Here is a 26,716-nt window from a genome sequence, read left to right as displayed (position 1 = left end):
GCTACTCCACGACGACCGAACGCGACAGGTGCTCGGGGGTGTCGCACTCCAGGCCCCGGTGGCGGGCGTAGGCGACGGCCAGGCGGTGCACCCTGACCAGCTCGGCCTGCGGGTCGGCGGTCGCGACGCGGAGCGTGGCGCCGGTCGCGTTCACCGCCTCGACGACGTCGGCGGGCAGCGGGCTGAGCGCCCACACGAGGCTGCGCGGCGAGGCGCAGGCGATCGGGCCGTGCCGGTATTCGAGGCTCGCGTACGACTCCGTCCACAGCCGGGCCGACTCGCGCAGCTTGAGCGCGCCCTCCTCGGCCAGGCCGCGCGCCCAGCCCGTGCCGAGGAAGACGACGTGGTCGTAGTCGGCCGGGTCGGCGACCAGCGGCTCGGCCAGCGCGGCGCGGGCGAGGTCCGGCAGGCTGGACACGTCGTCGCCGACGGAGGCGCGCAGCAGGGTCAGCGCGGAGGTGGCGTAGCGGGTCTGCACGACCGACTGCTCGTCGGCGAAGTCCATGACGATCGTCTCGTGCGCGGCCTCGGTGATCGGCGAGCCGGGGGTGCCGGTGATCGCGATCGTGCGGGTGCGCCGGGACAGGTCGCGGGCGACCCGGACCAGGTCGCTGGTGGTGCCCGAGCGGGACAGCAGGATCGCCGCGTCGTAGGCGTCGTCGTCGTCGAGTTCGGTGGCGATGGCGGCGCGGGTGCGGCCCCGGCCGAGCTGCTGGCGGCGGCGGGCGTAGCTGTCGAGGATGTAGTAGGAGGTGCCGCAGCCGACACCGAGCACGTTCGCGCCCGTTCCCGGCAGTGCGCCGGTCGCGGCGGCCAGCTCGATGGCGCGGCGCCAGGTGTCCGGCTGGCTCTCCACTTCGGCCTGCGTGCGCCGGGCCAGCTCGGGGGCGGTCGTTGCGGTCACTTCTGGGTCTCCTGAAGTTCGTGAACGGTGAGGGTGCCCGCGACTTCGAGCGCCTCGGGGAGGGTGGGCTGCGCGGCGGTGCCGCCCATGCCCTGGGTCGAGAGGGCGCCGCAGGCCGAGGCGACCCGGAGCGCGTCGGCGTAGGTGCTGCCGCGCAGGAGGGTGGCCAGGAAACCGGCGTCGAAGGAGTCGCCCGCGCCGGTCGTGTCGACGGGGGTGACCGCGGGGGCGTCCACGCTGAGCGCGGTGCCGTCGGGCAGGTTCAGGGTCGCGCCGTCGCCGCCGCGTTTCACCACCAGGCCGCAGGTGAGCGGGCCGCCGTTGGCGCGCGCGAGGTGCTCGGCCTCCTGCTCGTTGGGGAGCAGGTAGTCGAGGTGCGGCAGCAGCGCCGGCAGCCCGTGGTCGAAGGAGCGGGAGGGGTCCCAGTTGGGGTCGACCGAGGTCGTCCCGGCGAACTCCTTCACCAGGGCGGGCAGGCCCTCCCACAGGTCGTACTGGAGGAAGTAGGAACTGACGTGCAGGTGCCGCGCGGCGGCGAGCGCCTCGGCGGGCACGTCGGCGGCGGACAGGCGGCCGATCTCGCCGGGGAAGGTCAGCATCGAGCGGTCGCCGCGCGCCCCGAGGACCACCGTCATCCCGGTGCGCCGGCCAGGTCTGCGCAGGCAGTAGCGTGTGTCGACCCCGCGCTCGGCCAGCCGGTCGAGCACGAAGTCCCCGAGCCAGTCGTCGCCGACCACACCTGCCATGGCGACGCGGGCGCCGAGCCGGGCCGCCCCGCAGGCGGTGATCGCGCCGGAGCTGCCGAGGACGATCGCGGCATCCTCCACGATCTCCTCGACCTGCCCGAACGTCGGCCGCACGTCGCCGCACTCGACGATGACGTCCGCGTTCAGCTCCCCTGCCACGAGGAGGTCGAATTCCATGTCAGGTCACGTCCTGGTCGTCGGAGGAACGGGGATCCTGGCTCCGGCCGTGGTCGGCCTGGCCGCCAGAGGGATGGTCGTTTCTATCGTTTCGCGCAACAAACATCGCACTTCAGACATTGGCGACATAGTGGTCGCAGACGTTACAAATGTGCCCAATTTCGTGACGGCCCTGGGCGACCGGCGGTTCGACCTGGCGCTGGCGTATCTGCCGTTCGGCGACCAAGCCGCCTGGGACGTCATCGACGCCCGCGCCGACCGGGTCGTCCAGGTGCTGACCAGCGCGTACGCCGCGCCGGACGGGCCGGAGCCCCCGCTGCCCGGCCGTCCGCGGCTGATCCTCGGCTGGCATCCGAGCGGCCGGTGGCACACCCCGGAGGAGATCTCCGCCGCTGCCCTGGCGCTGACCGAGAGCGGGGACGAGGCGGTGCTCGGCGTGACCCGCCCATGGGACGGGCGTCCCGCCTGATCACCCACATCAACCTCCCGAAAACTCTCAAAAACGAGCAGATCTGTCATTTCAGGACCGTAGAGACGGCCGTCGTGACTGTCAAGTGACCTTTTTGCGATGTATTGACGTTTTCTGCGTGAAGTTGATAGGAACTCCACACCAGGCCGGAGCCCCAGGGAGGCCCCCATGAATTTCAACCGCCGCCAGTTCCTCCGCGCGGCCGGCATGACGGCCGCGGGCGCCGCCGCGACGAGCGCCCTCGCCGCCTGCGGCGGGGGCGGCACCGCCCCCAGCGCGCCCGCCAACGCCGCGAGCGCCGGCGCCGCCACCGGTGACCTGACGTTCTCCGTCTGGGGTTCGGACGCCGAGATGGCCGCCTTCAACACCGTCGCCCGCGCCTTCGAGAAGGCCAACGCGGGCGTGAAGGTGAAGGTGGAGCAGCTTCCGTACGAGCAGATGCGCACCACCCTCGACGCCCGGCTGCAGTCGGGGCAGGGTCCCGACCTGTTCCGCGTCACCTACAACGACATCGGCATCTACAGCTCGCAGGGCGTGCTGGCCGACCTGTCGGCGACGATCGGCGCGGACTCGGGACAGTTCATCGACGCCCTCTGGGCCGGTGTGCAGTACCAGGGCAAGCCCTACGGCGTCCCCCACCACACCGACACGAGCGCGGTCCTCTACAACAAGGCGCACTTCGCCAAGGCCGGCATCACCGACGTGCCCACCACCCTCGACACCGCCTGGACCTGGGAGCAGTTCCTGGAGGTCGCCGAGAAGCTGAACGCCGCCGGCACCGGCGCGACCGCCGCCTTCGGCGTCAACTGGCAGCAGTACGGCGCCTACCGCTGGTTCAACTGGCTGTGGCAGGCGGGCGGCAAGGCGCTGGGCCCCGACGGCAAGAGCGTCGTGTTCGACTCGCCGCAGGCCCGCCAGACCCTCGAGTTCACCAAGTCGTTCTACGACAAGGGCCTGATGCCGAAGAACATGATGGTCAAGACGGCCAACAGCCCCGACCTGGTGTTCGGCTCCGGAAAGATCTCGATGGCGTTCGTCGGCGACTTCCTGCTGCCCGACATCAGCAAGACCGCCAAGGGCATCGAGATCGGCGCGACCTTCCTGCCCAAGGGCCCCGGCGGCGCCGCCTCCGACCTGGGCGGCAACGCGGTCGCCGTCACCACGCAGAGCAAGGCCCCCGAGGCCGCCGCCGCGTTCGCGAAGTTCCTCGCCGAACCGGCCAACATGCAGCTGTTCTGCGAGCAGACGACGGTGCTCCCGGCCCGCAAGGACCTGGCCGACGCCAAGCTGAACTACGCCGTCTCGCCCGACCTGATGCCGGTCTTCCAGCAGCAGGCCACCACCATGCCCGCCGACCTGGTCCAGTTCGTCACCCTGCCCGGCTTCTCCGGCGTGAACGACGCGCTGGTGCAGAACCTGGAGGGCTGGTTCACCGGCGGCCAGTCCGCCGACGACACCGTCGGCGCGATCACCACCGCGATCGAGAAGGCCCTGTCCGCCTAGAGGAGGCCCGGTGACTCCTCCGCCCCCTGAAGGGAGCGGCTTCTCGCTAAGCCGCTTCCGCAGCCCGGCGAAGGGCAAGCCCTGCCCTGAGAATGTTCTCGGCCGCGTTGACGTCGGCGTGCGCGGCATGCCCGCAGGCCGTACACCGGAACCCGGCCTGGGTGACGCGGTTGTCCGCCGCGCAGTGCCCGCACCGCGAGCAGGTGCGGGAGGTGCCGCGGGGATCGACTGCGATCACCTCTCGACCGGCACTCTCAGCCTTGTACGAAAGGATCGTCAGGAACACCCCCCAGCCCGCGTCGAGAATCGACCGGTTGAGCCCGGACTTCTGGGCGACGTGGCGTCCGGGTCGCTCAACCGTGCCGGACGCCGACCGGGTCATGTTCGCGACCTTCAGGTCCTCGTGCACTATCACGTCGTAATCGCGAATCAGGGCGAGTGCGGCCTTGTGCGCGCCGTCGAGGCGTTGCCGCCGCACCCTGGCGTGCAAGGCGGCCACGCGGGCGACGGCTTTGCGACGCCGCGCGCTGCCGCGCCTCTTGCGGGCCAGGTCCCGCTGAGCGGCGGCCAGCCGGTCGGCGGAGGCGGCCAGGTGGCGCGGGTTGACCAGGTGCTCAGCCACGCTGGTGGTCAGCAGCGACGCCACGCCCATGTCGATCCCGACAGCCGCACCCGTCGCGGGCAACGCCCGGCCGGGCACCTCATCACACGAAAGCACGAGATACCAGCGGGACCCCTCCCGCGTGACACTGATCGTCTTGACGGTGCCGAGAACGCGTCGATGCTGATGGACGCGCACGTGCCCGATCCCCTGAAGCTTCACGAAGGCGGCGGTGGGGTGCTCAGGCTGCGAGTCCCATCGGCAGCCGTCGCCGTCCTTGGGCCATTCGACCGTGTCGAACCGGCCGCGTCCCTTGAACCGGGGGAAGCCGGGGGTGCGGCCCTGGCGCACCCGGTCGAAGAAGGCGCGGAACGCCCGCTCCAGACGCCGCAGGGTGGCCTGCTGGGAGGAGAAGGACCAGCGGGCCTGGCCGGGGTCGGCGGCGCGGATGTGCTTCAGGTCGGCCGATTGCTCGCCGTACCGGATCGTCACGCCCGCTTTGGCGTAGGCGATGCGGCGGTGCTCAAGAGCGGCGTTGTACAGCGTGCGGTGGTCGTCCAGGCACGCGGCGAGCGCGGCGGCCTGGCGTGCGGTGGGACGCAGCAGGAACCGGAACGACCGGCGCACACCCACCCCCCACACTCCGTGATGACACGACCACGATACCGGCATTCGACGGTAAACCTCGGAAGGACATCCGCGATGCGCAGACCCGGTTGGTCAGGGCACGCTCGGGCCGTCACAGCCCTCCCGCTCCCGATTTCCCCGTCGCCTGAAGACGACGGTCCCGTCGGGAGAAACTGATGGCAACGGTCCGGACGCGGCGGGCGCGCGAGGCGCTGACCGGCCTGGCGTTCGCCGCACCGGCGGTGGCCGTCTTCGCGGTCTTCATGTTCTGGCCGCTGATCCAGGTCTTCTGGATCAGCCTCCAGCAGACCCGCGGTTTCGGCATCGCCAAATGGGTGGGGCTGCAGAACTACCAGGAGATCCTGAGCGACAAGATCTTCTGGACGGCGTTGTGGAACACCGCCCTCTACACCGCGATCTCGGTGCCGCTGTGCCTGGTCGCGGGCCTGGCTGCGGCGCTGCTGCTCAACAAGCGCATGCCCGCCCGGGGGCTGATCCGGGCGATCTTCTACCTGCCCGCCGTCATCTCCGGCGTCAGCAGCGCGCTCATCGGCGCGTGGCTGTTCAACGAGGACATCGGCCTGGTCAACCGCATTCTCGACGTCGTCGGGCTCGGCCCGGTGCCGTGGCAGTCCGAAGGCGTGCCGGCGCTGCTGTCGCTGGTGGCCATCAGCCTGTGGATCGGCATCGGCTTCAACATGGTCGTCTACCTCGCCGCCCTCCAGGGCATCCCGCGCGAGGTGTTCGAGGCGGCCCGCTGCGACGGCGCCTCCCGCTGGGCGACGCTGCGCCGCATCACCGTCCCGCAGCTCGGCCCGACCACGTTCTTCCTGATCGTGATCGGGATCATCAACAGCTTCCAGGTCTTCGACATCGTGTACGTCATGACCGGCGGCGGCCCCGGCAACTCGACCACGATGCTGGTCACCTACGCCTACTCCGCCGGGTTCGAGCAGCGGCAGCAGGGTTACGCCTCGGCCATCGGCGTCGTGCTCTATCTCATCGTCCTGGTCATGACGATCGTCCAGTGGCGTGTGAACAAGCGGAGGGACGTCGCATGACGCGCTATCGCCTGGCGTTCGCGATCACCGGGGCGGTCGCGATGCTGTTCCCGGTCTACTGGATGGTCGTCACCGCGCTCTCCTCGGCGGCCGACATGAAGGGCCCCGGGCTGCACCTGTGGCCGACGAGCATCCGGTGGGAGAACCTGACCGACCCGCTGAGCAAGTTCCCCTACGGCATGTGGGCGGTCAACTCGGTGTTCATCGCGGTCGTCGCCGTCGTGCTGACCGTGGTCATCAACCTGATGGCCGGTTACGCCTTCGCGAAGCTGCGCTTCCCCGGCCGGAACGTGCTGTTCATCCTCATCATCAGCACGCTGATGGTGCCGGTGCAGGTTGTGATGGTGCCGCAGTTCCACCTGGTGGTGGACTTCGGGCTGATCGGCAGCGACTGGGGCGTCATCGTGCCCCGGCTGGCCGAGGCGTTCGGGCTGTTCATGGCCCGGCAGTTCATGATGGCGATCCCCGACGAGCTGATCGAGGCCGCGCAGTGCGACGGGTCGAGCCAGTGGCGCATCTTCCGCACGGTCGTGCTGCCGCTGTGCCGTCCGCTGATCGCGGTGCTGGTGATCTTCACGTTCATGTGGCGGTGGAACGAGTTCGCCTGGCCGCTGATCGTGCTGAAGGACCCCGAGAGCTACACCCTCCAGGTCGGCCTGCTGTTCCTGAAGAACCAGTACGGCCAGGACTACGGCTCGCTGATGGCCATGTCGCTGCTGTCGATGATCCCGATGCTCGTGGTGTTCGCGCTGTTCCAGCGGCACTTCGTCGAAGGCATGGCCCGATCGGGCATCAAGTGAGGACTCCCCCGATGATCAACGTGCTGGTCACGCTCGACTTCGACGACGACTGGCTGGCCGCCGTGTCCGTGCCCGGGGTCCGGGTGCGCAGGCACCTGGCCCGCACGGCCGACGAGATCCCGGCCGACCTGCTGGCCGAGACCGACGTCCTCTACACCAACACCGCCTTCCCCCGCCGTGGCGCCGCGCCGAGGCTGCGCTGGGTGCAGCTCGACACCAGCGGCTGCGACCACGTGAAGGGCACCGACCTGTGGGACTCCGAGGTCGACGTCACCACCATCGGCGGCGTCTCCCCCAAGCCACTGGCCGAGTGGGTGCTGATGATGATCCTCGCCCACGCCCACCACCTGCCCCACATCATCGGCCTGGACCACTGGCCCGACCTGGACTACCGGTGGAACCGGCTGATGCCGCGCATGATCCCCGGCTCGACCGTGGGCATCGTCGGCTACGGCCGCATCGGCCAGGAGATCGGCCGGCTCGCGCACGCCTTCGGCATGAACGTCATCGGCATGCGCCGGGGCGGCACCCGCGCCGGGGAGCGTTTCAGCGAGGTCGCCGACGAGACCCCCGCCGAGGTCGTCGGGCCCGAGGGGCTGCCCGGCCTGCTGGCCCGCTCCGACTACGTCGTGCTGACCGTCCCGCACACCGACGAGACCCACCACCTGCTCGACGCCGAGGCGTTCGCCCGGTTCAGGCCGGGAGCCGTGCTGATCAACGGGGCCCGGGGCGGGGTCGTCGACGAGGACGCGCTGCTGGCCGCCCTCAGGAGCGGACAGGTCGGCTATCTCGTCTCCGACGTGTTCGCCGAGGAGCCCCTGCCGGGGAGCAGCCCCTTCTGGTCGGAGCCCAACGTCCTGATCAGTCCGCACGTGGCGGGGTTCGCGCCCGGCTATCGCGACCACGTCCGCGTCCTGTTCGGCGAGAACCTGCGGCGGCTGGTCGAGGGCCGCCCCCTGCTGAACCTCGTGGACCGGAAGGCCGGCTACTGATGCTGAGCGAGAGGCGCAGGAACGCACTGCTCGCCCACGTGCGCAGCCGGGGTTCGGTCGGCGTGGACGACTTGGCCGCCCTGCTCGGTGTGAGCGTCTCCACCGTGCGCCGCGACCTCGACGAGATGGACGAACGCGGCCTGCTGCGCCGGGTCCACGGCGGCGCGGTCGCCGTCGAGGGCGGCCCGGAGGTCGCCGAGACGCCCATGGTCGAACGCTCCATCCGCAACCTCGACGAGAAGCTCCGCATCGCCGCCGCGGCGGGCCGCATGGTGACGCCCGGCAGCGCGGTCCTGCTGACCGGCGGCTCGACCACGGCCCAGATGGTGCCCCACCTCGTCGCGGTGCCCGACATCACCGTGGTGACCAACTCGGTCGCCATCGCGTACGCGATCGGCATCGCCTCCGAGACCACGCAGGTGCTCGTCCTGGGCGGCCTGATGCGCAACAACGAGTTGTCGCTGCTCGGCCACCTGACCACGCAGGCGCTCAAGGACGTCCACATCGACGTGGGCTTCTTCAGCGCCTACGGCTTCGATCCGGCGTATGGGATGCTCGGCGCCCACCTGGCCGAGGCCGAGACCGACCGCAACATGATCGCGGCGGCCACGCGGCTCGTCGTGCTCGCCGACCACAGCAAGTTCACCCAGCGCAGCGCCGTGCGCATCGCGCCGCTGTCGCGCATCGACACGGTCGTGACCGACACGGGCGCGCCGGTCGAGGCGGTGACCGCGCTGGAGGGCGCGGGCGTCACCGTCGTCTCCACCTGAACCGTTTTCGCAAGGAGCACCATGAAGGTCCTGGTCCTGATAGGAGCGGGCTCGGCCGTCTTCACGAGAGGCCTGCTCGCCGATCTGATCTCGGCCGACGACCTCGGGGCGTGGGAGATCCGCCTCGTGGACGTCAACGAGGAGGCGCTCGGCGTGGCCACCCGGCTGGCCGGGCTGATGGTCGAGGCCCGCGGCGCGGGCGACCGCATCACCGTGCGCGCCTCGGCCGACCGCCGGGAGATGCTGCCCGGCGCCGACTACGTCGTGACCTGCGTCGGGGTCGGCGGCCGGCCCGCCTGGCAGGCCGACCACGACGTGTGCATCCGGCACGGGATCTACCAGCCGGTCGGCGACTCGGTGATGCCCGGCGGCATCTCCCGCCTGCTGCGCACCGTCCCGGTCATGGTCGAGATCGCCCGGGACGTCAGGGCGCTCGCCCCCGGCGCGTTCTTCTTCAACTACAGCAACCCGATGACCGCCAACGTGTACGCGATGACCCGCCACGCCGGGGCCGAGGTCGTCGGCCTGTGCCACGGCATGCACCACGTCCAGCGCGAACTGGCCGCCTTCGCCGGTCTCCCCTTCGAGGAGACCTCCACTTTGTACGCCGGCATCAACCACCTGACCTTCATCTACGACTTCCGCCACAACGGCGCCGACGCCTGGCCCGGCGTCCGGGAGAAGGTGGCGCGCGAGCTGGCCCTCCCGCCCGAGCCGCAGGACATCGGGTCCATCTGGGAGAACGGCAAGGCCTGGCACAACCCGTTCTCCTGGGAGATCTTCCAGCGCTACGGCGCCTACCCGGCCGCCAACGACCGCCACGTGCTGGAGTTCTTCCCCGAGCGCTGGGCCGGCGGCTCCTACTACGGCAAGACCCTCGGCGTGGACGCCTTCTCCGTGCCGGAGATCCTGGAGTGGGGCGAGAACCGCTACCAGGGCATGCGCGCCCAGGCCCTCGGCGAGGCCCCGCTCGACGAGACCGTCTTCGACCGCTCGACGGGCGAGCAGGAGCAGCTCATCGCCATCATCCGCTCGATCGAGCTGGACCAGCGGCAGATGTTCTCGGTGAACGTCCCCAACCGGGGCGCGGTGCCGGGCCTGCCCGACGACGCGGCGCTGGAGATCCCCGGCGTGGCCACCGCGCGGGGCCTGCGCCCGGTGTCGGTCCCCGACCTGTCGGCCCCGCTGACCGCGATCCTGGCCCGCCGCCTGACCTCGGTCCACCTGGCGGTCGAGGCGGCCATGACGGGCTCCCGCGACCTCGCGGTGGAAGCGATGATCGCCGACGGCGCGGTCACCGACCCAGAGTCCGCCGCCCGGCTCACCGACGCCCTGATCGCCGAACAGAAACGTTTCCTCCCGGCCTTCACCTGAGCCTTCACCCGAGCACGCCACCCAAGCGCCTCACCCAAGCATCCGGCCGAGCACGCCGCCCAAGCACTCATCCGAGCACCTCGCCCGAGCACGCCGCCCGAGCACGCCGCCCGAGCACCTCACCCAAGCACCCCGCTGAGCACGCCGCCGGAGTACCTCGTCCGGTCAAAGCAGCACCCGACCGCGGGGGCTGGCGCCATCTCGACACCTCCAGCTCTTCTGTCGCCCGTTTTATCCCGATATTTCGGGATTGGAGTTTGTACCTATGCGCATCGCCCGCTACCGCACGTCCGACGGCCGGATCTTCGCCGGGCTCGTCGAAGGGGACACCGTCGCCCCCGTGGCCGAGGAGTCCACTGCCTACATGGCTGACGCCGTCCGTGACCTGATCGCCTCCGGCGGGGACTTCACCCCGGCCGGACCGGCGATCCCGCTCGCCAGCGTGGAGTTGCTCAGCCCGGTGGCCCACCCGGAGAAGATCATCTGCATCGGCCTCAACTACGCCGACCACATCCGGGAGACCGGCCTGGACACCCCGTCCAAGGTGCTGGCCTTCGTGAAGACGGCGCACACCCTGACCGGCCCCTACGCCGACGTCGTGGTGCCGGCGGGGAGCACCGAGCAGCTCGACTGGGAGTCCGAGCTCGCCGTGGTCATCGGGCCCGACGGCGTCTTCGGCTACACCGTCGCCGACGACGTGTCGGCCCGGGACGCGCAGTTCGCCGACGTGCAGTGGTTCCGGGGCAAGAACTTCGACGGGTTCTGCCCGCTCGGACCCTGGATCGTCACCGCCGACGAGATCGCCGACCCCCACGACCTGGCCATCTCAGCCAGGGTCAACGGCGAGATCGTCCAGGACAGCCGTACCAGCGAGATGATCTTCCAGATCCCGCAGATCATCGCCTACCTGTCGGCGCACATGACCCTGAACCCTGGTGACGTCATCGCCACCGGCACCCCGCACGGTGTCGGCATGGGCCGCAAGCCCCCGCTCTGGCTCAAAGACGGCGACGTGGTCGAGTGCGAGGTCGAGGGCGTCGGCCTGCTGCGGAACACGGTGCGATTCAAGTGATCATCGACTTCCACTGCCACTTCCCCGGCGACGAGCCCACCCAGGACCGCCTCGACGCCGAGTACGAGCACGTCTGCGGCCCGGCCAAGCTGGAGGTGCTGCGAGCCAACTCCGCCCGGTACGCCGAGCGGGTCCGCACAGCGCGCAGCCTGCCGCCGACCGCGCCCGAGACGCGCACGACCGAGGACCTGGCCGCCGCATGGCGCGCCGAGGCCGACGACTTCGGCCTTGAGCGGGTGGTCTTCATGTCCGGCGGCGGCAACGACCGCCTGGCCTCGGTCGTCGCCGCCCACCCCGACCGCTTCGTGGGCTTCGCCAACCACCAGCCCTGCTCCCCCGGGGCCGCCGCCGAACTGCGCCGGGCCGTGGAGATCGGGCTGCGCGGCTACAAGGTCATCGCGCCCTGGGTGACCGTGCCGCTGGCCGACCGGTCGCTGTGGCCGGTGTGGGAGGTGGTTGAGGAGCACAAACTGCCCGTCGTGCTGCACTTCGGCCCGGTCAACGGCGGCGGCGGGCTCGGCTGGGCCCCCAACATGGACCCGCTGGCCCTGCACGACGTCGCCAAAGCCTTCCCCACCGTCAACTTCACGGTGGCCCACTTCGGCTGCGGCTACCCGGCCGAGCTGCTGCGCCTGGGCTGGTCGAACGCCAACGTCCACGTCGACAGCTCCAGCAACCACGAGTGGACCCGCTGGGTCCCCTACGACCTCGACCAGAAGGCCCTGTTCCGGAAGTTCGTCGAGACCTTCGGCCCCGAACGCATCCTGTTCGGCACCGACTCGTGCGACTTCCCCTGGGGATACATCAGGAAGTACGCAGAGGAGCAGGTCAGGATCGTCGACGAGCTCAACCTGTCGGCGCGCGACCGTGAGCTGATCTTCGCGGGCAACGCCGCGCGCCTGCTGGGCCTCGAACTGCCCGTCGCCACCACCAGGGAGACCGCATGAGCATCGCGAACGACCCCGACCGCGCCCCGGCGCGCTCCCACCTATACGCGATGGGCTGGACCGACGAGGACATGCGCCGCCCCAAGGTCGGCATCGCCTCCACGTGGACCGGCACCATGCCGTGCAACCTCACCCACCGCGAGCTGGCCGCCCACGTCGCCGAGGGGGTGCGCCGGGCGGGCGGCACGCCGATGGAGTTCAACACCATCGCGGTCTCCGACAACCTCACGATGGGCACCCCCGGCATGCGGGCCTCGCTGGTCAGCCGCGAGGTCATCGCCGACTCGATCGAGCTGATGGGCCGCGCCCACCAGTTCGACGCGATCGTGGCGATCGTCGGCTGCGACAAGACCGCGCCCGCCGCGATCATGGCGCTGAGCCGCCTCGACGTGCCGTCGGTGATCCTCTACAGCGGCAGCATGATGCCCGGCCGCTGGCGCGACCGCGACGTGACGATCCAGGACATGTGGGAGGCCCTCGGCGAGCGCAGCGTCGGCAAGCTGACCCAGGACGACGTCGACGACCTGGCCCGCCACGCCTGCCCCGGGGCCGGGACCTGCGCCGCGCAGTACACGGCCAACACGATGGGCGCCATCTGCGACTTCCTCGGCCTGTCGCCGTTCGGCGTGAGCGACATCCCGGCCGTGGCCCCGTCGAAGAACGAGGCCGCCGTGCTCGTCGGCGAGGTCGTCATGGACGCGCTGGCCCGCGACGCCCGCCCGTCCCGGGTGATCACCGAGGCGTCGCTGCACAACGCGATCGTCTCGGTCGCCGCGATGGGCGGCTCGACCAACTCGGTCCTGCACCTGCTGGCCGTCGCCCGCGAGGCCGGGATCGCGCTGGAGATCGACGACATCGACCGGATCTGCCATCAGATCCCGATCGTGGCCGGGGTGAAGCCGGCCGGTCCGCACAGCGCCGCCGACCTGTGGCGCGCGGGCGGCACGTCGCTGGTCGTGCGCCGCCTGCTGGAGGCGGGCCTGCTCCGCGAGGACGTCACCCTGGTCGACGGCCGCACCCTGGCCGAGGTGGCCGAAGCGGCCCAGGAGGCCCCCGGCCAGCAGGTCGTGAAGACGGTCGCCGACCCGGTGAAGGGCCCGGGGGCGCTGGCCGTCCTGCGGGGCTCGCTCGCCCCCGACGGCTGCGTGCTGAAGCTCGGCGGAAAGCCCGATTTCGTGTTCAGCGGCCCGGCCCGGGTGTTCGACGGCGAGGAGGCCTGCTTCGCGGCCATCCAGGAGCGCCGCATCGTCGACGGCGACGTGGTCGTCGTCCGGTACGAGGGCCCGGCCGGCGGCCCCGGCATGCGCGAGATGCTCTCGATCACCGGCGCGCTCGTCGGCCAGGGCGTGGACGTGGCCCTGGTGACCGACGGCCGTTTCTCCGGCGTCTCCCACGGCCTGGTCATCGGCCACGTCGCCCCCGAGGCCTACCGGGGCGGCCCGCTGGCCCTCGTCCGCGACGGCGACACGGTCGTCATCGACTCGGCCGCCCGGGTGCTGGACCTGCGCGTGGACGCGGCGGAACTGGAGGCGCGGGCCGCGGCGTGGACCCGCCCGGACCGCCCGGTCGAGCGGGGCGTGCTGGCCAAATACGTCGCCACGGTCGGCTCGGCCTCGGACGGCGCGGTCACGATCTGACCCGCTCGCCGGGTTCTCGCCGGGTTACGGTGGGGGGCGTGGCGCAGATCTGGAACGACGACGACGGCGAGCGCTGGGCCGCGGACGCCGACCGGCGCGACCGCGTGCTCACCTCGGTCGGGGAGACCCTGCTCACCGCCGCCGGGCTGCGGCCGGGAGAGCAGGTCCTGGACGTCGGCTGCGGCTGCGGAGCCACCACGCTCCTGGCCGCCGCCCAGGTCGCCCCGGGCGGGGCGGTCATCGGCATCGACGTGTCGGCCCCCATGCTGCGGGTGGCCTGCGCCCGCCAGGAGTCGGGCGGCCCGGCCAACGCGCGTTTCGTGCACGCCGACGCGCAGACCCACCCGCTGCCCGGCCCGTTCGACGTGGCGATCAGCCGGTTCGGCACGATGTTCTTCACCGACCCCGTCCGCGCCTTCACCACGATCGGCGGCGGGCTGCGCCCCGGCGGGCGGCTGGTCCTGGCGACCTGGCAGCCGCCCGGCGTCAACCCCTGGCTCACCCTCCCCGGTGAGGCGATCGGGCGGCACGCCACCGCCCCCGTCGACCTGCGGGACCGCAGCATGTTCACCCAGTCCGACCCCGTCGTGGTCGAGCCGCTGCTGACCCGGGCCGGGTTCCGCGACGTCCGTCTGGAGGGCGTGCGGGTGCCGCTCCACGTGGGGTCCGACGTGGCGGACGCGGCCGGATACCTGGCCGCGACCGGGCCCGTCCGGGCCCAGCTGGCCGCCGTCCCCGAGACCGGCAGGAACGCCGCGCTCGCCGACCTGCGGGCCGCCCTCGCCGGGCACGCCGAGGCCGACGGGGTCTGCCTGGAGGCGGCGATCTGGATCGTCACCGCGTCGAGATAGCCCGGTTACCATCGCGTATGACCAGCGAGACGCGGCGTCGCCGTGCGGAGCTCAGCGACTTCCTCCGCACCCGCCGGGCCCGGCTCACCCCCGGCGACGTCGGCATGGCGGTGGCCGGACGACGCCGGACGCCGGGGCTGCGGCGCGAGGAGGTCGCCGTGCTGGCCGGGGTGGGGGTGTCCTGGTACACCTGGCTGGAGCAGGGCCGCGACATCAACGTCTCGTCCGACGTGCTCGACGCGATCGGCCGCGCGCTGCGCCTGAGCGAGTCCGAACGCGCCCACGCCTACCTGCTGGCCGGCCTCAACCCGCCGACGACCCAGGGCCGTCGCGACGCCGAGGTCACCCCGGAACTGCGCCGCCTGCTCGACACGTGGACGCCGCCCGCGATGCTGCGCGACCGCTACTGGAACATGATCGCCGCCAACGACGCCGCGCAACGGACCTTCCGCTACGGCGACACCGACCACAACTGCCTGATCGCGTTCTTCACCAACGCCCGCTACCGGGCCATGCACGTCGAGTGGGAGTCGGCCGCGCCGGGTGTCGTGGCCGCCTACCGCGCCGACGCGGCGCACGCCCCCGGCGACCCGGAGTTCGCCCGCGTGGTCGCCGACCTGAGCGCGGTCAGCCCCGAGTTCGCCGAGCTGTGGGGCCGCCACGACGTGGGACCGCCGGTCCAGGCGGTCAAGGCGATCCGCCATCCCGAGGCCGGAGACCTGTTCTTCGACATGACCACCCTGGCCGTGGTCGACCACCCGTACTGGTACCTGGAGCTCTACAACCCGCGCTGAAGGTGGTGGTGCCACTCCCCTGTTCACCGCGCACTGTTCACCTCCTGCCTCCTTCGGCACGCTGGATCGCATGACTCACAGGTTCGACGGCAAGATCGCGCTCATCACCGGCGGCACCAGCGGCATCGGCCTCGCCACGGCGGACAGGCTCCTCGCCGAGGGCGCCCACGTGATCCTCACCGGCCGCGACAAGCCCCGGCTCGACGCCGCGGTCGAGCGCCTGGCGGGCGGCGACCGCGTCCTGCCCGTCCGCGGCGACACCACCAGCCTGCGTGACCTCGACGCCCTGACGAGCGAGATCGGGGTCCGGTACGGGCGGCTGGACGTCGTGTTCGCCAACGCGGGCACCGCCCTGTTCCAGCCGTTCGGCGCGGTCACCGAGGCCGACTTCGACCACGTCATGGCGACCAACGTCAAAGGGGTGTTCTTCACCCTCCAGAAGACCCTCCCGCTGCTGTCCGACCGGGCCGCGATCGTGATCAACGCGTCGTGGGCCCTGCACCGGGGCCTGGCCGGAGCCGACCTGTACGCGGCCTCCAAGGCGGCCGTGCACAACCTGGCCCGCACCCTCGCGGCCGAACTCGGCCCGAGGGGGATCCGGGTCAACTCGGTGAGCCCCGGCTACATCGAGACCCCGATGTTCCACGAGCACATCCCGGCCCAGGCCCACCCCGCCGTCGTGGCCGCCGTGCCGAGCGCCCGTCTCGGCACGGCGGGCGACGTCGCCGACGCGGTCGCCTTCCTCGCCTCCGACGACGCGTCCTACGTCAACGGCCAGGACCTGATCGTCGACGGCGGCCTGGTCGCCGCCGCCCGCTGACTCAGGCGAGCGTGGCCCTCGCTCGCGGTGCGGAGGGCGGCGGCGCAGGCGGCGACGGCGGGGTGGTCCCCCGCGCCGCGGCGGTAGGCGATCCTGGTCCGGCGCCGGGCCGTCAGCGGCAGCAGGCTCACTCCCCCGGGCAGCCGGGCCGCCCCGAGTTCGGGCACGAGCGCGACGCCCTGACCTGCGGCGACGAGAGTGAGGACGGCGGTGAAGTCGTCGACGTGGTGGCGGGCGCGGGGCGAGAACCCGGCCGCCTGACAGGCCCGCACGGCGACGGTGTGGCAGAGGGTCCCGGGCGCGGACATGATCCATTCGGCGTCCCGGAACCCGGCCACGGGGTCGGCGACCGGCGCGGTGTCCGCCGAGGCCGGGACCGCGAGGTAGACGGTCTCGTCGAGCAGCGGCGTGGAGTCGAGGGTGGGGTCGGGATCGACCGGGGCCAGGTCGTAGTCGTGGAGCAGGGCCACGTCGAGGCGGCGTTCGCGGAGCGCCTCGGGGGCGGCGGCCGGGTCGAGTTCGGTGACCATCAGGTCGAGGGCCGGGTGGTCGCGGGCCAGCGCGACCAGCGCCGCCGGGAGCAGGGTGTGGACCGCCGTCGGGAACGCGCCGATGCGGACGGCCCCGCTCAGGCCCGTGCGGGCGGCGGCCAGCGAGGCGGCCGCCGCCTCCAGGGCGGCCAGCACGGTCTCGGTGTGGCCGACCAGCGCGACGGCGGCCGGGGTGAGGGCGACGCCCCGTCCCGTCTTCTCCAGCAGCGGCACTCCGGCCTCCCGTTGCAGCGCCGCGAGCTGCTGGGAGACGGCCGAGGGGGTGTAGGCGTGAGCCTCGGCCACGGCGGCGATGGTGCCGAGCCGGGCCAGATCGCGGAGCAGCCGCAGCCGGCGGACATCAAGCATAAGTTCAGCTTACGGATCTCTTCACGAATCGGAACTGGTCCTTCACCTTCGCCTGCGCCCACGATGGAGGCATGACACTCGACGGGCTCTACGTCCCCTTGATCACCCCGTTCCGGGATTCCGGTGAGGTGGCGCTCGACGCGCTGGAGGCGCTCGCCCGGCGGGTGCTGGCCGACGGCGCGACCGGGCTGGTCGCCCTCGGGACCACGGGCGAACCCGGCTCGCTGGACGAGGAGGAGAAGCGGGCCGTGGTCGAGGTGGTGGCCTCGGTGTGCCGGGAGCGGTCGGCCCCGCTCGTCGTCGGCGCGAACACGGCCGAGGCGCTCGCCCGCCTCGGCGCGCCGGAGGCGGTCGCCGCGCTCACCGTGGTCCCGCCGTTCGTCCGCCCCGGCGAGGACGGCGTGGTCGCCTGGTTCGCGCATCTGGCCGCGTCGAGCCCGGTGCCCCTGGTCGTGTACGACGTCCCCCACCGCACCGGCCAGCCCCTGTCCGCCGCGACCCTGCGACGGCTCGCCGCCGTCCCCGGCGTGGCGGGGATCAAGTCCGCCACCGGCGGCATCGGCGACGCCGTCGTCGAACTGCTCGCCGATCCACCGGAGGGGTTCGCGATCCTCGGCGGCGACGACGCGTGCCTGTCACCGCTGCTCGCGATGGGCGCGCACGGCGGCGTGACCGCCTCGGCGCTGGTCGAGACCACCGGCTTCGCCCGGCTCGTCGACGCCTGGCGCGAGGGCGCCGTGACCGAGGCCCGCGACCTCGGCCGCCGCCTGTCCCTGCTCTCCCTGCGCCTGTTCTCCGCGCCGAACCCCACGGTGATCAAAGCGGTCCTGCACGCCCGGGGCGACATCCCCAGCCCCTCGGTCCGGCTGCCCCTCCTGCCCGCCGAAGCCCCGCCGGCCGTTGCCTGATCTCCCCTACCGGCCACCCCTCCCCCCGGTTGGAGCGGTGGCCGGCGTCAGGGGGGTCAGCGGTAGTTCGCGGCGATCACGTCGGCCTGGACGGCGTTCTCCGTGGCGTCGGTGGGGTAGCCGGCGACCATGGCGCCCTCGTAGAAGGTGCCGGCGCTGAGGTTGGCGCCGCCGTCGGGCTTGCAGCAGTCGCCGCCGCTGCCCAGGATGATCGCGCCCTGCTTCTTCATCGGGCTGTAGCCGTTGGGGAGCGCGCCGTCGTACAGGGTGTAGAGGCTGCCCGACTGGGCGTTGCTGCCCTTGATGGCGAAGCGGGTCGTGCCGTTGTTCTTCAGGGTGGCGGTCACGAACTTGTGCGGGAAGGCGCGCTGGTTGGGGTTCCACGACTGGCTGCCGCCGGGGAACAGGCCCCACTCCAGGTCGGCCTGGACCCACGGGCCCGAGCCGGAGCAGCCGCCGAACCAGCACTGGGTGCTGAAGTTGATGGCGTCCATGGCGCCGGCGGCGTCGGCCTTGCGGGTGGTCTCGCTGTTGCCGTAGTCGAAGCAGCAGCCGCCGTTGACGTGGGTGCCGCTGGTCACCATGTACATGCCCTCGGGGGCGCTGCCCGTCGGGACGCCGGTCAGGTGGCCGTCCCGCCAGTAGCTGTTGCCGGGGTTGATGTAGAGGGAGTAGGCCTTGTTGCCGCCGACGGTGAGGGACTCGGTGGTGGCGACCGCCGGGCGGCTCTGCGGGGAGCCGGGGACGACGCTCGACCCCTGGTACCACAGGTCGTTGCCGCGGCCCGACTGGTCGTACAGGACGGTGATGACGCAGGTCGTCCCGGCGCAGAAGGAGTCCTGCGCGGCGGCGTTGGCGACGCCGCCCGTGGTGAGCACGGCGATGTTGCGGGTGGTGTTGTCGGAGGAGCGCCTGACCTGGTAGAGGTTGCCGGCGTAGGCGTTGTAGAGCGCCCGGGTGGTGCTGTGGGCGGCGACGCACGGCGTGCCGCCGGAGGCGTAGATGTCACAGGGGCGGGAGCCGGGCGGAGGCGGGCTCGGGCTCGTCGTCGGGGTGGGCGACGGGCTGGGCTGGGTGCCGGTCGACCACTTCTGGTTGGCGCCGCCGTGGCAGGCCCAGATGTGGACCCTGGTGCCGTTGGCGGTGCCGTAGCCGGACACGTCCAGGCACTTGTTCGCGCCGACGGCGGTGATGCTGCCGTCGGAGTTGAACCGCCACTTCTGGTTGTTCTGGCCGTTGCAGTCCCAGATGATCACGGCCGTGCCGTCGGCCGTCCCGGCGGCGTTCACGTCCAGGCACTTGTTGCCGTAGACGCGCAGTTCGCTCGCGGTGGTGGTGGTCCACTGCTGGTTGGCCTGGCCGTTGCAGTCCCAGATCAGGGCCGTCGCGCCGTTGGCCGTGGACGCGCCGTTGACGTCGAGGCATCGGCCGGACGCGGTCCCGATCAGGGGCGTGGTGGCCGCGGTGGCCGGCGCCCACCAGGACAGCGTGGTGGCCAGGAGGGCCGTCAGCACCGCCACGACGGAAGCGAGGACGGCCTTCCGGGGGCGCGGTAAGGGGACGGGAGAAGGCTGCATTGTGGTGCTCCTTGAAGGGAGGGTCGCCCCCGCGAATGCGAATCGATTCGACACCCAGGCCGTGCCTGCCGAGGGAGAGGGCGCTGGTTTACAGCGAAGCAGATACGACGGCTGGACTCCTTGTCAAGACTGCTTCACAGCGGTCCGGCCGACGGGGATCGCGTCGCCGATCCCGTGCTAAGGCCGCTGCCACCCGACCCTTCAGTCGAACCGATTCGGCGAAAGTCGCGCCCGTATCGTCGTCGTAAGAGTACGACTGACCGGGCCGTTCGGCCAGGCCCGATGAGGGCGATCAGTACGACACATCTGAAAGATTCATTCAGATCGCCGACCTGAACCACTCCAGTTAAGGGCATGTCCGCAGCTCAACGGCGTACACCGCTGACAGTGGCCTACGCCACAGTGTGAGTCCGTTGAAATAAGCGGGCTTAAGGGCTTGACGATCACCGGCCGCCCGAACGTAATGGGTAACGAGATTCCCGAGGCGGCACACCTCCGGACACCAAGCAGGACCCCCGGCAACAGCGTGGCGGCGCGCGCCTTGCCCTGACTGATCCCCCTATGTCAGGAAGGAACACGCATGTCCCGACGTCCGTGGCTCAGGTTGCTGACCACGATCGCGCTCCTCACGCCGGGAGTCGTCGCGCTCACCGCCTCCCCGGCGAACGCGCTGACCATCTCGCCCTCGGACTACCAGCAGATCTCGCTCGCCTCCGGAGGCAACGAGCTGGGCGAGGCGATGTCCCTGGCCGTGATGCCGAACCGCTCGGTGATCCACACCTCCCGCGACGGCACGGTCCGCGTGACCGACGTCAACGGCAACACCAAGGTGGCCGCCCGGCTCAACGTCTACAGCCACGACGAGGAGGGCCTCCAGGGGGTGGCGGTCGACCCGAACTTCGCCACCAACCGCTACGTCTGGCTCTACTACTCGCCCCGGCTGAGCACCGGCACCGGCGACGCGCCCGCGACCGGCAACCAGTCGCAGTTCGACGCGTGGAAGGGTGAACTGTACCTGTCCAGGTTCACCCTGAACTCCGACGACACCCTGAACACCGGCAGCGAGAAGATCGTGCTGCGGGTCGCCAACGACCGCGGACAGTGCTGCCACGTGGGCGGCGACATCGACTTCGACGCCCAGGGCAACCTCTACCTGACCACGGGCGACGACACCAACCCGTTCGAGTCGAGCGGCTACTCCCCGCTGGACGAGCGCACCAACCGCAACCCGCAGTACGACGCCCAGCGCACCGCCGCCAACTCCAACGACCTGCGCGGCAAGCTCCTGCGCATCACCCCGCAGGCCGACGGCACGTACACGATCCCCAGCGGCAACATGTTCGCGCCGGGCACGGCCAACACCCGGCCGGAGATCTACGCGATGGGCTTCCGCAACCCGTTCCGGATGAGCGTCGACAAGGCGACCGGCGTCGTCTACCTCGGCGACTACGGCCCGGACGCCGGATCGTCCAACTCCAGCCGGGGCCCGAGCGGTCAGGTGGAGTTCAACCGGGTGACCGGTCCGGGCTTCTACGGATGGCCGTACTGCACGGGCAGCAACTCGACCAACGAGACGTACAACGAGTGGAACTTCTCCACCAACAGCACCGGCAACAAGTACAACTGCTCCGGCGGCGCGACCAACAACTCCTTCCGCAACACCGGCATCCAGACCCTGCCCGCGGCCAAGCCCGCGTGGATCAGGTACGCCGGTGACTCCGGCTCGCCCTCGGAGTTCGGCTCCGGCTCCGAGTCGCCCATGGGCGGCCCGGTCTACCGCTACGACGCCAACCTGAACTCCAACGTGAAGTTCCCGCAGACGCTCAACGGGCGCTTCTTCGCCGGCGAGTACGGCCGCCGCTGGATCAAGGCCATCGAGGTCACCTCCTCGGGCGGCTACGGCGAGATCTCCTCCTTCCCCTGGTCGGGCACCCAGGTCATGGACATGGCCTTCGGCCCCGACGGCGCGCTCTACGTGCTCGACTACGGCACCGGCAGCAACAACCAGGCCCTCTACCGGATCGAGTACATCGGCCAGGCCAACCGCAACCCGATCGCTCGGGCCTCGTCCGACAAGACCTCCGGGGCGGCCCCGCTGACGGTGCAGTTCTCCTCGTCGGGCAGCTCCGACCCCGAGGGCGGCGCGCTGACGTACTCGTGGAACTTCGGCGACGGCACCACCTCCACCGCCGCCAACCCGAGCAAGACCTACTCCACCAACGGCGCCTACACCGCCACGCTCACCGTCCGGGACCCGCAAGGGCTGACCGGCAGCGCGAGCGTGAACGTGACCGTGGGCAACACCGCCCCGGTCGTCACGCTCGGCAACCCCGGCAACGGCCAGCTGTTCGCCTTCGGCGACACGGTCCCCTTCCAGGTCAGCGTGACCGACCCGGAGGACGGCACCATCGACTGCTCCAAGGTGTCGGTGACCTACTTCCTGGGCCATGACAGCCACGCCCACCAGATCACCTCGCAGACCGGCTGCAGCGGCTCCATCACCGTGCCGGTCGACGGCGAGCACGACTCGGCGGCGAACATCTTCGGCATCTTCACCGCCTCCTACACCGACAACGGCGGCCTGACCTCCACCAGCAGCCGCACTCTCCAGCCGAAGCGCCGGCAGGCCGAGCACTTCGGCGCCATGCAGGGCGTGCAGACGACCGACAAGACCACCGCCGAGGGCGGCAAGACGGTCGGCTTCATCGAGGACGGCGACTGGATCTCCTTCACGCCCTACAACCTGAGCAACGCCACGAGCTTCACCGCGCGGGTGTCCTCGGCGGGCTCGGGCGGCCGGATCGAGGTCCGGGCGGGCTCTGCCACGGGCACGCTGCTGGGCACCGCGACCGTCGCCGCGACCGGCGGCTGGGAGACCTTCGCCAACGTCTCGGCGAACCTCAGCGGCGCGCCGTCCGGAGCCACGACGCTGTACCTCGTCTTCCGCGGCACCGCCGGGGGTTACCTGTTCGACCTGGACGCCTACACCTTCACCACCGGCACCCCCTCGACCGGCTGGACCGGCGCCGTGCGGCACACCGCCTCCAACCGGTGCCTGGACGTCAACGGCGCGTCGTCGACCAACGGGGCGCTGGCCCAGATCTGGGACTGCAACGGCCAGACCAACCAGTCGTGGACCAGCAACAGCACCAGCGAGCTGCGCGTGTACGGCAACAAGTGCCTGGACGTGAGCGGCGGCGGCACGGCCGACGGCACCGCGGTGCTCATCTGGGACTGCAACGGCCAGAACAACCAGAAGTGGCGTCTCAACTCCGACGGCACCTTCACCGCCATCGGCGCCAACAAGTGCCTTGAGGTGAACGGCACCGCCAACGGCACCAAGGCGCGTATCTGGACCTGCAACGGCGGCGCCAACCAGAAGTGGGCCCGCGTCTGAGGTCTTCCGCCCCATCACACAACCATTGAGGTGACGCCCGGCGCACACGCGCCGGGCGTCACGACGGAAGGAACCCACATGCTGCGACATCTGACCTCTGCCGCACGCGGGCACACGGGGGGCGGCGACCGAGGGCCATCGGCGCTGCGCCGCCTGGCGCTGACCGCGATGGCGGTGACCACCGCCGCCGCCGCGACCCTGGTCCCGGCCGTGCCCGCCAACGCCGCCGCCTTCAAGGTGCTGGTCTTCTCCAAGACAGCCGGCTTCCGGCACGACTCGATCGCCGTCGGCACCCAGGCGATCCGCGACATCGGCGCGGCCAACGACTTCACCGTCGACTCCACCGAGGACTCCAGCGCCTTCAACACCTCCAACCTGTCCCAGTACAAGGCGGTGATCTTCCTCAGCACGACCGGTGACGTGCTGAACGACACCCAGCAGTCGGCCTTCCAGTCCTACGTGGACGGCGGCGGCGGTTACGTCGGCGTCCACGCGGCCGCCGACACCGAGTACAACTGGTCCTACTACGGCCAGCTCGTGGGCGCCTGGTTCAACAGCCACCCGGCGATCCAGCAGGCCACCGTCCGCAACGAGAACCGGGCCCACCCGGCCACCGCGCACCTGGGGACGACCTGGGCGCGTACCGACGAGTGGTACAGCTACCGCAGCAACCCCCGCCAGAACGTGCGCGTCCTGCAGAACCTGGATGAGAGCACCTACAGCGGCGGCGGCATGGGCGACCACCCGATCACCTGGTGCCACCCGCAGTCGAACGGCCGCTCGTTCTACACCGGCCTGGGCCACACCCAGGAGTCCTACTCCGACTCCAACTTCCGCACCCTGCTGCTGGGCGGCATCAAGTACGCGGCCAAGGCGGCCAACGCCGACTGCCGCCCCGAGAACGGCTACACCGCGCTCTACAACGGCTCGACGACGGGCTGGCAGCAGATCGGTCCCGGCTCGTTCTCCAACAGCCAGTCCACGCTGACCTCCTCGGGCGGCATGGGCATGCTCTGGTACAGCACCAAGCAGTTCGGGTCGTACTCGCTCAAGCTCGACTGGAAGCTGACCGGCGACTCCAACTCGGGCGTCGTCGTGGGCTTCCCCACCCCGGGCAGCGCCCAGGGGGCGCTCGACACCGGGCACGAGGTGCAGATCGACGCCACCGACAGCGCGGACAAGACGACCGGCGCGATCTACGGCTTCAAGTCGGCCGACCTCGCCGCCCGCGACGCGGCCCTCAACCCGCCGGGCAGCTGGAACACCTACGAGCTGCTCGTGGAGGGTGAGCGGCTCCAGGTCTTCCTGAACGGCGCCAAGATCAACGACTTCACCAACACCGACCCGAACCGCTCGCTCACCTCGGGGTACATCGGCATCCAGAACCACGGCTCCCCCGACGTGGTGCAGTACCGCAACATCCGCATCAAGGAACTGACCACCGTGACGCCCTCGCCGTCACCCTCCCCCTCGCCGTCCCCGTCGCCGTCGGCGTCGCCCGGCACCACCAGCGCGCTGCGTGGCGTGGCGTCCAACCGGTGCCTGGACATCAGCGGGGCCTCCCAGGCCAACGGCGCGATCGTGCAGATCTGGGACTGCAACGGCCAGGCCAACCAGCGCTGGACCTCCACCGCCGCCAACGAACTGCGTATCTACGGCGGCAAGTGCCTGGACGTCAGCGGCAACAGCACCGCCAACGGCGCCGCGGTCAGCATCTGGGACTGCAACGGCCAGAACAACCAGAAGTGGCGCTTCAACTCCGACGGCAGCATCACCGCCATCGGCGCCAACAAGTGCCTGGACATCGTCGGCTCCGGCACCGCCAACGGCTCCCGCCTGCAGATCTACACCTGCCACGGCGGCAACAACCAGAAGTGGACCCGCGTCTGACCCGCGTCCGGCCTCGGTGTGACACCCCCGTGACACCGGTCTGACGCACCTGGGGAGCCGGCCGCCCGCAGCGGCCGGCTCCCTCCTTTCAGCGCCTGCGCCGGGCTCGCGGGCGACGTGAGAAGGCCGCGCACCCGACGGTGCGCGGCCTTTCCCGTGTGCGCTGGGAGGCTAGGCGTAGAGGAACCAGAAGCCGTGCTCCGGGACGCACTGGTAGGACGTCCACCAGCCCTCGGTGATGCCGAGGTTGCCCACCCGGTTGCAGTCCCAGTTGTAGTAGTAGACGTTGCGGAGTGTGGCCGCCTGCGCGGGCGCGGCGCCCACGGACAGCACGAAGCCGAATGCGAGCAGAGCGGAGACCATCAGTTTGCGCATGGCGCGAGAGTCGCACCCCGGCGACTCTCCGGCCAGCGTGCCGATCTTGTTCTCATGGTGACCTGGAGCGGTCCTCCCCTCGGGCTGAAAGGTTCACCGGGCCCCTATTCCACGGTGAAGGTGGCGCTGCCGCCGAAGGCGGCGGTGCCGTCGTTCTGCTCGACCCAGATCAGGCCCGACCGGTGGCGCAGGTAGTAGCCGGGGAAGTTGACCGACTCGTAGGAGACGCCGCTGCCCGACAGGCCGGTCCGGCGGTAGAAGGTCGCGTCGGAGCGGAACAGGGCGGAGTTGTCGTTGCGTTCGACCCAGCCCTCGTGGTTGCGGTGGCGCAGGTAGTAGCCGGGGAAGTTGGTCGACTCCAGCGACACCGTGCCCGATCCGGTCAGGCCGGTGACCTGCCGGAACTGGCTGTCGGCCAGCGGGGTGACGTTGGCCTCGAGCCGGGCGCGGTACTCCCAGTGACGTACGGCGAGATTTCCGGACATCAGCCGTACCGGGGTGGCACCGTCCGGTACGGGAATGCCGAAGTCGGGCGTGCCGTCGGAGCGCCAGTAGATCTTCTGGACCCGGGTGCGCCGGTTCGGGTCGTTGAGCGGGTCGCCGGAGATGTTCTGGTAGGACCGGTCGTGGTAAACCAGCAGGTCGCTCTGGCCGTCCTCCGAGACGGTGAAGGAGTTGTGGCCGGGGCCGTACTGGCTGGTCGCGGCGTTGGAGACGAAGACCGAGTTGGCGCTCTTGGTCCACGACGCGGCGTTGAGCGGGTCGGCCGACGCCGAGGCGGTCAGCAGGCCGAGACAGTAGTTGGCGTCGGTGGCGCTGGCCGAGTACGTCATGAACAGCCGGCCGTTGCGCTGGATCACCGACGGCCCCTCGGCGACCCGGTAGCCCCTGGTCTCCCAGGCCAGGGTGGGGATCGTCAGGCGGGTCGTGGCTCCGGTGATCTGCCAGGGGTTGCTGCCCATGCGGGCGATGTACAGGTTGGAGTTGGTGGAGATGCCGGGTTCCTGCTGCGCCCAGATCAGGTAGCGGACGCCGTTGTGGACGAAGGTCGAGGCGTCCAGCGAGAAGGTGTCCCAGGGGGTGGAGATGCGCCCGCGTTCGGTCCACGTGCCGGTCAGGGGGTTGGCCGCGGTGCTCTCCAGGACGTACATGCGGATGCGCCACACGTCGTCGGCGCGGCCGGCGGCGAAGTAGACGTACCAGCGCCCGTTGATGAAGTGGATCTCGGGCGCCCAGATGTGCGCGCCCATCTCGCCCGAGCTGTGCTTGCGCCAGATGACGGTCTCCGGCGCGGTGGACAGGCCCTGGATGGTGGTGGCGCGGCGCAGCACGATGCGGTCGTACTCGGGCGCCGTGGCGGTGAAGTAGTAGTAGCCGTCGGTGTGCCGGAAGATGTGCGGGTCGGCGCGCTGGGCGGCGATCGGGTTGGTGTACTGCACCGCCGGGCTCGCCTGGGCGGGCATCGGGGTCAGCAGGAGCAGCGCCGCCACGGCGACGACTACGCGTAACAGTCGCATCGGAGGTC

General features: G+C 70.9%; 23 protein-coding genes. 16 read left to right on the top strand and 7 right to left on the bottom strand.

What is annotated here, in order from left to right; translation table 11 throughout:
* Position 1 precedes the first annotated feature (1 nt).
* Both AW270_RS10650 and AW270_RS10645 read right to left on the bottom strand, forming a co-directional pair.
* Positions 2–904 carry an SIS domain-containing protein gene (locus tag AW270_RS10650; RefSeq protein WP_245674649.1) on the bottom strand — a complete coding sequence of 301 codons (903 nt, stop codon included), beginning with the start codon at positions 902–904 and terminating at the stop codon, positions 2–4.
* On the bottom strand, positions 901–1,827 hold the full coding sequence (locus tag AW270_RS10645) for a carbohydrate kinase family protein (RefSeq protein WP_061293305.1): 927 nt from the start codon (positions 1,825–1,827) through the stop codon (positions 901–903). The genes AW270_RS10650 and AW270_RS10645 overlap by 4 nt, the downstream gene beginning before the upstream one ends.
* Positions 1,828–1,978: 151 nt before the next feature.
* On the opposite strand from AW270_RS10645, the gene AW270_RS10640 reads away from it, so the two are divergent.
* Positions 1,979–2,296, top strand: coding sequence for a Rossmann-fold NAD(P)-binding domain-containing protein (locus AW270_RS10640; protein WP_157521805.1), 318 nt, complete (start codon positions 1,979–1,981; stop codon positions 2,294–2,296).
* A gap of 168 nt (positions 2,297–2,464) precedes the next feature.
* Positions 2,465–3,799 (top strand): ABC transporter substrate-binding protein, encoded by a 1,335-nt coding sequence (locus AW270_RS10635; RefSeq protein ID WP_061293296.1) that lies wholly within the window; start codon positions 2,465–2,467, stop codon positions 3,797–3,799.
* Between the two features lie 46 nt (positions 3,800–3,845).
* Here AW270_RS10635 and AW270_RS10630 read toward each other — a convergent pair whose 3' ends face one another.
* Complete coding sequence (locus AW270_RS10630; protein WP_082801446.1) at positions 3,846–5,033, bottom strand: RNA-guided endonuclease InsQ/TnpB family protein; 1,188 nt, start codon at positions 5,031–5,033, stop codon at positions 3,846–3,848.
* A 170-nt stretch (positions 5,034–5,203) separates the two neighbouring features.
* On the opposite strand from AW270_RS10630, the gene AW270_RS10625 reads away from it, so the two are divergent.
* From AW270_RS10625 to AW270_RS10575, 11 genes are all read left to right on the top strand, one after another.
* Positions 5,204–6,088: a carbohydrate ABC transporter permease gene (locus tag AW270_RS10625; RefSeq protein ID WP_061293292.1), complete on the top strand. Its 885-nt coding sequence runs from the start codon at positions 5,204–5,206 to the stop codon at positions 6,086–6,088.
* Positions 6,085–6,888 carry a carbohydrate ABC transporter permease gene (locus AW270_RS10620; protein WP_061293290.1) on the top strand — a complete coding sequence of 268 codons (804 nt, stop codon included), beginning with the start codon at positions 6,085–6,087 and terminating at the stop codon, positions 6,886–6,888. Before AW270_RS10625 ends, AW270_RS10620 begins: the two co-directional genes overlap by 4 nt.
* Positions 6,889–6,899: 11 nt before the next feature.
* The gene (locus tag AW270_RS10615) at positions 6,900–7,880 is read left to right on the top strand and encodes a D-2-hydroxyacid dehydrogenase (RefSeq protein WP_061293288.1); all 981 of its coding nucleotides are present in this window, start codon (positions 6,900–6,902) and stop codon (positions 7,878–7,880) included.
* A complete protein-coding gene (locus AW270_RS10610) occupies positions 7,880–8,650 on the top strand; it encodes a DeoR/GlpR family DNA-binding transcription regulator (RefSeq protein WP_061293286.1) in 771 nt (256 codons plus the stop codon). The genes AW270_RS10615 and AW270_RS10610 overlap by 1 nt, the downstream gene beginning before the upstream one ends.
* Positions 8,651–8,671: 21 nt before the next feature.
* On the top strand, positions 8,672–10,024 hold the full coding sequence (locus AW270_RS10605; RefSeq protein ID WP_061293284.1) for a family 4 glycosyl hydrolase: 1,353 nt from the start codon (positions 8,672–8,674) through the stop codon (positions 10,022–10,024).
* 265 nt (positions 10,025–10,289) lie between these two features.
* Positions 10,290–11,096, top strand: a complete 807-nt coding sequence (locus AW270_RS10600) for a fumarylacetoacetate hydrolase family protein (RefSeq protein ID WP_061293282.1) — start codon at positions 10,290–10,292, stop codon at positions 11,094–11,096.
* Positions 11,093–12,043: an amidohydrolase family protein gene (locus AW270_RS10595; RefSeq protein WP_061293280.1), complete on the top strand. Its 951-nt coding sequence runs from the start codon at positions 11,093–11,095 to the stop codon at positions 12,041–12,043. The genes AW270_RS10600 and AW270_RS10595 overlap by 4 nt, the downstream gene beginning before the upstream one ends.
* On the top strand, positions 12,040–13,680 hold the full coding sequence (gene ilvD / locus AW270_RS10590; protein WP_061293278.1) for a dihydroxy-acid dehydratase: 1,641 nt from the start codon (positions 12,040–12,042) through the stop codon (positions 13,678–13,680). Before AW270_RS10595 ends, ilvD begins: the two co-directional genes overlap by 4 nt.
* Before the next feature lie 38 nt (positions 13,681–13,718).
* Positions 13,719–14,531: a class I SAM-dependent methyltransferase gene (locus AW270_RS10585; RefSeq protein ID WP_169807285.1), complete on the top strand. Its 813-nt coding sequence runs from the start codon at positions 13,719–13,721 to the stop codon at positions 14,529–14,531.
* Positions 14,532–14,548: 17 nt separating this feature from the next.
* Complete coding sequence (locus AW270_RS10580; RefSeq protein ID WP_061293276.1) at positions 14,549–15,325, top strand: helix-turn-helix transcriptional regulator; 777 nt, start codon at positions 14,549–14,551, stop codon at positions 15,323–15,325.
* Between the two features lie 70 nt (positions 15,326–15,395).
* A complete protein-coding gene (locus AW270_RS10575) occupies positions 15,396–16,145 on the top strand; it encodes a glucose 1-dehydrogenase (RefSeq protein WP_061293275.1) in 750 nt (249 codons plus the stop codon).
* On the opposite strand, the gene AW270_RS10570 is transcribed toward AW270_RS10575, so the two are convergent.
* Positions 16,088–17,044 (bottom strand): LysR family transcriptional regulator, encoded by a 957-nt coding sequence (locus AW270_RS10570; RefSeq protein WP_082801443.1) that lies wholly within the window; start codon positions 17,042–17,044, stop codon positions 16,088–16,090. The genes AW270_RS10575 and AW270_RS10570 overlap by 58 nt on opposite strands.
* Before the next feature lie 71 nt (positions 17,045–17,115).
* On the opposite strand from AW270_RS10570, the gene AW270_RS10565 reads away from it, so the two are divergent.
* Complete coding sequence (locus tag AW270_RS10565) at positions 17,116–17,952, top strand: dihydrodipicolinate synthase family protein (protein ID WP_061293273.1); 837 nt, start codon at positions 17,116–17,118, stop codon at positions 17,950–17,952.
* Positions 17,953–18,008: 56 nt separating this feature from the next.
* Here AW270_RS10565 and AW270_RS10560 read toward each other — a convergent pair whose 3' ends face one another.
* Positions 18,009–19,529, bottom strand: coding sequence for an arabinofuranosidase catalytic domain-containing protein (locus tag AW270_RS10560; protein WP_061293271.1), 1,521 nt, complete (start codon positions 19,527–19,529; stop codon positions 18,009–18,011).
* Between the two features lie 580 nt (positions 19,530–20,109).
* Between AW270_RS10560 and AW270_RS10555 the strand changes: the two genes are divergently transcribed.
* Both AW270_RS10555 and AW270_RS10550 read left to right on the top strand, forming a co-directional pair.
* Positions 20,110–22,926 carry a carbohydrate-binding protein gene (locus AW270_RS10555; RefSeq protein WP_061293270.1) on the top strand — a complete coding sequence of 939 codons (2,817 nt, stop codon included), beginning with the start codon at positions 20,110–20,112 and terminating at the stop codon, positions 22,924–22,926.
* A 78-nt stretch (positions 22,927–23,004) separates the two neighbouring features.
* The gene (locus AW270_RS10550) at positions 23,005–24,816 is read left to right on the top strand and encodes a ThuA domain-containing protein (protein ID WP_218009156.1); all 1,812 of its coding nucleotides are present in this window, start codon (positions 23,005–23,007) and stop codon (positions 24,814–24,816) included.
* 171 nt (positions 24,817–24,987) lie between these two features.
* On the opposite strand, the gene AW270_RS10545 is transcribed toward AW270_RS10550, so the two are convergent.
* Both AW270_RS10545 and AW270_RS10540 read right to left on the bottom strand, forming a co-directional pair.
* Positions 24,988–25,191, bottom strand: coding sequence for a hypothetical protein (locus AW270_RS10545; protein ID WP_061293267.1), 204 nt, complete (start codon positions 25,189–25,191; stop codon positions 24,988–24,990).
* Between the two features lie 104 nt (positions 25,192–25,295).
* A complete protein-coding gene (locus AW270_RS10540; RefSeq protein ID WP_082801441.1) occupies positions 25,296–26,708 on the bottom strand; it encodes a family 43 glycosylhydrolase in 1,413 nt (470 codons plus the stop codon).
* Positions 26,709–26,716 lie beyond the last annotated feature (8 nt).

The organism is Herbidospora cretacea (assembly GCF_001570605.1).
In the GTDB taxonomy this organism is placed as follows: domain Bacteria; phylum Actinomycetota; class Actinomycetes; order Streptosporangiales; family Streptosporangiaceae; genus Herbidospora; species Herbidospora cretacea.
Note: the sequence above shows the minus strand (reverse complement) of the source record. Positions and strands in the feature narration are given on the sequence as shown.